5 protein-coding genes are annotated in these 5682 nt (G+C 75.4%); 2 read left to right on the top strand and 3 right to left on the bottom strand.

Annotated elements, in window-relative coordinates; all coding sequences use genetic code 11:
- A partial coding sequence (locus JNW87_RS33830) for a GNAT family N-acetyltransferase (protein ID WP_238455088.1) occupies positions 1–1126 on the bottom strand: 1126 nt, incomplete at its 3' end.
- Between the two features lie 98 nt (positions 1127–1224).
- Between JNW87_RS33830 and JNW87_RS33825 the strand changes: the two genes are divergently transcribed.
- Positions 1225–1758 carry a hypothetical protein gene (locus JNW87_RS33825; protein ID WP_109801968.1) on the top strand — a complete coding sequence of 178 codons (534 nt, stop codon included), beginning with the start codon at positions 1225–1227 and terminating at the stop codon, positions 1756–1758.
- Positions 1759–1909: 151 nt separating this feature from the next.
- On the opposite strand, the gene JNW87_RS33820 is transcribed toward JNW87_RS33825, so the two are convergent.
- A complete protein-coding gene (locus JNW87_RS33820) occupies positions 1910–2176 on the bottom strand; it encodes a hypothetical protein (RefSeq protein WP_109801969.1) in 267 nt (88 codons plus the stop codon).
- A gap of 142 nt (positions 2177–2318) precedes the next feature.
- Here JNW87_RS33820 and JNW87_RS33815 point away from each other — a divergent pair, with 142 nt between their 5' ends.
- Positions 2319–4202, top strand: a complete 1884-nt coding sequence (locus JNW87_RS33815) for a propionyl-CoA synthetase (protein ID WP_238455087.1) — start codon at positions 2319–2321, stop codon at positions 4200–4202.
- Positions 4203–4226: 24 nt separating this feature from the next.
- On the opposite strand, the gene JNW87_RS33810 is transcribed toward JNW87_RS33815, so the two are convergent.
- Positions 4227–5417: a PQQ-binding-like beta-propeller repeat protein gene (locus JNW87_RS33810; protein ID WP_161557832.1), complete on the bottom strand. Its 1191-nt coding sequence runs from the start codon at positions 5415–5417 to the stop codon at positions 4227–4229.
- Between the last annotated feature and the right edge of the window lie 265 nt (positions 5418–5682).

The raw sequence follows: 5682 nt of genomic DNA, 5'->3' as shown, positions 1-5682 counted from the left end.
CGGCGGCGAGCGCCCCGAGCCCGGCGCCGCCCAGGTAGAGCTCGCCGAGGGCGCGTACGTCGCACGCGAGCCGGGCCGGCTCGGCGGTGGCCGTGCAGGTCGCCCCCGTCGGGCCGCCGACCAGGCGCCACCGGCCGGCGTTCTCCGGCAGCAGCTCGTCGGTGACCTCGATCACCACGTCGACGTCGGTCGCGTACCGGCGGGCGGCCAGCGCGGCGGGCAGGTCGACCACGCGTACCCAGAGCCCGTCGGAGAGCTGGGCGCCGAGCTGGCGCGGCTCGTTCACCAGCCACAACAGCGGCTCGTCCACGGCGGCGGTACGGCAGGACAACCGCCGGGTCAGGTCGATCGAGAGCAGCAGCCGCCACAGCGCCAGGTACGCGTCGGGGTTCTCCGCGACCACCTCGTCGACCCGGACCTCCCCGCGCGGGCCGCCGCGGTCCCACTCCTCCTTCGTCCGGAACAGCGCGTACCCGTCCAGCCCCGCCGGCCCCTCGTGCAGCAGCACCCGCCGCTCGGTGGCCCCCTCCCGCAGGCTCTTCACGTCGGCCAGCACGTACCGCCACCAGCGCTCGTCCCGGTTTGACCAGCCGGGGCGGTCGGCGCGGACCCGGTCGTACAGCCGGGCCAGCTCGGCCTGCCGCGCGGCCGGCTGGTCCAGGCGGAGCGTGCCCGGGACGGACGCCGGCTCCGGCACGCGCAGCTCGGTGGTGTCGCAGCTGATGGTGAGCCGCTGCGCGGCCAGGCCGTAGCCGAACCGGGGGTAGATCCGGCCCTCGCTGGCCCAGAGCACCGCGACCGGCTCCCGGCCGGCGTCGCGGATCTCCCGCAGTTGGCGGCGCATCAGGGCGGTGAGCAGACCCCGGCGGCGGTGGGTCGGGGCGACCGAGACCATCGTCACGTGTGCCGCCGGCACGCTGGCCCCGGGCACCCCCAGTTCCCGGGTGAACGCCGCGGCGTGCGCGACCGCGGTGGTCCCGTCGCGGACCAGCAGCCCGCGCTCCGGTTCGAAGATCCCCCGCTCGACCTCCAGCAGTTCGGGGTCGAGACCGCCGTGGAAGGCCAGGGCCAGCAGCCCGGCGATCTCGTCGAAGTCCTCGGCGCGGGGCAACACCACATCGGTCATCGGATGTGTGTAACCCATCACCGTCGGGGTCGGCGACTGATTTGCCGGGTCGCTACCCTCGGAAACGTGGCCGGCGTCGGTCAGGGGGAGGACACGAGATGGCGGACCAGACCCAGCCGTGGGCCGAGCGCACCGTGGAGGTGCCGCCGCAGCCCGGCGTCGGGGTGCCGACGCAACGGGACGCGTTCCGGCGGGGGGTGGCCCCGGTGGGGCAGCGGCGTACCCCGCGTACCGACCAGTTCCCGGCCGTCGACCCGGCCGACTGGTCCGGCGGCGCCGCCCCGCGCCGGCCGATGGGCTGGCACCTGGCGCAGTTGCGCCGGGGTGGCGAGTGGAGCGCGGCGGGCGGCCTCTTCGCCTTCGTCTGCTGGGGCATCTGGGCGATCTCCGGCCGCGGCGACCTCACCGCGCCGCTGCTGACCTTCGTGCTGAGCCTGCTCACCGCGGTGGGCCTCTTCGCGCTCTCCCGCCTGCTCGGCCGGTTGGTCTGGGAGCGGCAGTTGGGCCGGGTGCGGCGCAGCGCCCGCGGCGCGCACCTGGTGACGGCGCTCTTCCTGGCCGGCGTGGGCGTCGCCTACCTGCAGCAGACCGAGTGGGTGGTGACGGCCTGGAACTGGGTCACCGGGAACTGATCCCGGTACCCGCGGGCGGGTCGGCGTCGCGCCGCCCGCCCGCGCGTCCGGTCGCGGGATGCCGCGACGCCGGTCGTCACTCCACCAGGACGGCGGCTGCTTACCCGGCGGGGCACGGTTCATCCGCGATCCCGAGCGGCTGAGCGGGTGCTCAATGGGTGCCGCCGTGCCCCTCGGCGTCCGCCTTCGGCGAGGCGACCCGCGCGGCCGGATCCTCGACGCCGGGCAGACCGCCGTCCGGGGCCACCATGCCGTCGTAGTTGTAGACCGTGCCGCCGTCACCGTGCTGCTTCGTGGTCCGGATGTAGCGATGGATCATGCCGTCGATCTCCAGCTCCAGCAGGGCCCGGTCACCCGCGTCCTGGCTGCTGCCGTCGCGGGGACCACCGACGAGGTAGGCGTTCGTGTTCGTGTCCATGGCGGTCCGGTACCCAGCTGCGGGGTGGACGAAAACGACGAACCGCACGGCCCGAGGGCCGTTCGGCGACCGGGTCGTGCGCCCGGCGCACCGACCCGGACCGACCGTCGTGCCGCCCGGCCTGCGGGCGCAGCATGGGGCCATGGGCGCGTATCGATCAGCGTACGAGCGGAGCATCGCCGACCCGGCCGGCTTCTGGCGGGACGCGGCGGCGGACATCGACTGGTTCCGGGCGCCGGAGCGGATCCTCGACGACGGCGCGGCGCCGCTGTACCGCTGGTTCCCGGACGGGGTGCTGAACACCTGCCACAACGCGCTGGACCGGCACGTGGCGGCCGGCCTCGGCGACCAGCCCGCGCTGATCCACGACAGCCCGGTCACCGGCACGGTACGCACCTACAGCTACGCGGAGCTGCTGGCGGAGACCGCCCGGTTCGCCGGGGCGCTGCGCCGGCTCGGCGTCGGCCGGGGCGACCGGGTGCTGCTCTACCTCGCCATGGTGCCGGAGGCGGTGATCGCGATGCTGGCCTGCGCCCGGCTCGGCGCGGTCCACTCGGTGGTCTTCGGCGGCTTCGCCGCGCACGAGCTGGCCGTCCGCATCGACGACGCCCGGCCGAAGGTGGTGGTCGCCACCTCCTGCGGCATCGAGGTGGACCGGGTCGTCGACTACCACCCGATCCTCACCGCCGCGCTGGGCGAGGCGACGCACGCCCCCACGCACTGCGTGATCGTCCAACGGCCGCAGCGGCCCGCCCCGCTCCTCCCCGGCCGGGACCTGACCTGGGACGAGGTCATGGCGGACGCCGAGCCGGTGGGCTGCGTGCCGGTCAACGCGACCGACCCGCTCTACATCCTCTACACCTCCGGTACGACCGGCCACCCCAAGGGCGTGGTGCGGGACAACGGCGGGCACGCCGTCGCGCTGCGCTGGTCGATGCGGAACGTCTACGACATCGGGCCGGGCGAGGTCTTCTGGGCCGCCTCCGACGTCGGCTGGGTGGTCGGCCACTCCTACATCGTGTACGCGCCGCTGCTCACCGGCGCGACCACCGTGCTGTACGAGGGCAAGCCGGTCGGCACCCCCGACGCGGGCGCGTTCTGGCGGGTGGTCGCCCAGCACCGGGTGGCCGCGTTGTTCACCGCGCCCACGGCGATCCGGGCGATCCGCCGGCAGGACCCGGACGCCGCGCTGATCTCCGGGTACGACCTGAGCAGCCTCCGTACCCTCTTCCTGGCCGGCGAGCGGCTCGACCCGGACACCTGGGCCTGGGCGGGGGAGCACCTCGGCGTGCCGGTGGTGGACAACTGGTGGCAGACCGAGACGGGCTGGCCGGTCGCGGCGAACCCGCGCGGCCTGCAGCCGCTGCCCATCAAGCCCGGCTCCCCGTCGGTGCCGGTGCCCGGGTACGACGTCCGGGTGGTCGACGGCACCGGCCGGAAGGTCCCGCCCGGCACGGACGGCTCGATCGTGATCCGGCTGCCCCTGCCGCCCGGCTGCCTGCCCACCCTGTGGGGCGACGACGAGCGGTACGTCCGCTCCTACCTGTCCACCTTCCCCGGCCACTACCTGACCGGCGACGGCGGGCGGTTCGACGCCGACGGCTACCTCTACGTGATGGGCCGCACCGACGACGTGATCAACGTGGCCGGGCACCGGCTCTCCACCGGGGCGATGGAGGAGGTGCTGGCCGGCCACCCGGCGGTCGCCGAGTGCGCCGTGATCGGGGTCGCGGACGCCCTCAAGGGTCAGGTCCCCAGCGGGTACGTGGTGCTCAAGGCCGGCGCCGAGGTGGACCCGGACGCCCTCGCCGGCGAGCTGGTCGCCCTGGTCCGCCAGCGGATCGGCCCGGTGGCCGCGTTCCGTCGGGTGACCGTGGTGCCGGCGCTGCCGAAGACCCGCTCCGGCAAGATCCTCCGCCGGACCATGCGCGGGCTGGTCGAGGGGCGGGACGAGCCGGTCCCGGCGACCATCGACGACCCGGCCACCCTGGCGGTCTTCCGCGGCCTCGGCACCGGGGCTGACTGATCCGCGCTGGCCGGAGGCCTGCGGTCAGCCGGCGGCGAAGCGGTGCAGCACGAAGTCCTTCGCCGAGCCGCAGGCGATCACCTCGGTGTTCCACGAGCAGGACTCGCCGCGCACGTCCTTGAGCTGGCCCAGCTCGACGACCCGGCCGGACTCGGCGCCCACCCCGGCGACGCTGCGGTCGTCCTCGCTGCTGCCCAGCGGCTCGGCGAAGACGAGCAGGTTGCCCGCGTCGACCCGGACCGCCACCCCGTCCCGCGCGTCCAGCACCCGCTGCCCGTCCGGCCCGAAGAGGGTGACCGCCGGATCCGGGTAGGTCCGCCGGGCCAGCACCCGCTCGCCGAGCGGCACCAACAGGTCGGCGCCGGGGGCGGACCAGCGCTCCGCCTTCTTCCCCTCGGCCGCGGCCACCACCACGGCGGTCGCCGGGTCGGCGTCGGCCACCTCCAGCAGGCAGGCCCGGTGCTCGCCGCACGGCACCAGCCCCTTGGGCCGGTCCCGGTCGTCCGGCGCCCGGTAGAGCACCGTCGGCTCCGCCGAACTCCCCAGGTCGTACGCGAGCAGTTGGAACCCGCCGTCGTCGTTCGCCACGTACAGCCCGTCCGAGTGCGCGACGACCAGGTCGTCCGGCTCCGCGACGTTGGTGCGTCGGCGCAGCACCGCGCCGGTGGCCATGTCGATCAGGCGGACGGAACGGTCCGACGACACCTGCACGATCCGCCGGACCTCGCCCTGCCAGGGATCCCGGGCGCCACCGCCGGCGAAGCCCGGCCCGGCCAGGCCCTCCTCGCTGGTCACCAGGTGGACGCTGGTGCGCGAGTTGCCGTACTGGTCGCGCGGGTCGGCGCGGCTCCACTTCTCCGTACCGTCGCTCACCCGCAGGCCGACCAGCCGGTGTCCGTCCCGGTCGGCCAGCACCATCACGTCCGTGCCGAAGAAGAACTCGTCGTCGCCGTGCACCGGGTGGTGCCACCGCTGGCGGCCGGAGCCCGCGTCGAGGACCTCCAGCTCACGAGGGGTGCTGGTGCCGGCGGCGTCCGCGACGAGGGCCACCGCGTCGGGCAGGGCGACGATCCGGTCCCACTGTTCGGCGGGCACCGCGCTCTGCCGGCGCCACAGCTCCTTGCCGGTGCCCGCGTCGACGGCGACCACCTCCAGCCGGTCGTCGTCCCGCGGGTACGCCAGATAGGCGCGGTCGCCCAGCGTCGCGGTGAACATGTCGCTGGGCCGGTCCGCGCGGCCGGGATCCGCGTGCCGTTGTCGAACGCCTGGAAGTCCAGCTCCGGGTGCCGGTCCCGGGTCAGGTAGAGGACCGCCGCGGTGGCCACGCCGGCGAGGGCCGCCACCGCGCCGATCGAGATCCAGAGCGCCCGGCGCCGGCCCCCGCGCGCGGTCGGGGCCGCGACCCGGGTACGCCCGGCGCGTCGCCCCCGGGCGTCCCGTGCGGCCACGGTGCGGCCGGCGCCGCTCCGCTCGTGCTCCG

This window comes from Micromonospora sp. ATA51, from assembly GCF_016802855.1.
GTDB classification, from domain to species: Bacteria; Actinomycetota; Actinomycetes; order Mycobacteriales; family Micromonosporaceae; genus Micromonospora; species Micromonospora sicca.
Note: the sequence above shows the minus strand (reverse complement) of the source record. Positions and strands in the feature narration are given on the sequence as shown.

Excerpts from the sequence above, each read along its gene's own strand:
- JNW87_RS33825 (WP_109801968.1), top strand. The coding sequence starts at position 1,225 with ATGGCGGACCAGACCCAGCCGTGGGCCGAGCGCACCGTGGAGGTGCCG.
- JNW87_RS33820 (WP_109801969.1), bottom strand. The coding sequence starts at position 2,176 with ATGGACACGAACACGAACGCCTACCTCGTCGGTGGTCCCCGCGACGGC.
- JNW87_RS33815 (WP_238455087.1), top strand. The coding sequence starts at position 2,319 with ATGGGCGCGTATCGATCAGCGTACGAGCGGAGCATCGCCGACCCGGCC.
- JNW87_RS33810 (WP_161557832.1), bottom strand. The coding sequence starts at position 5,417 with ATGTTCACCGCGACGCTGGGCGACCGCGCCTATCTGGCGTACCCGCGG.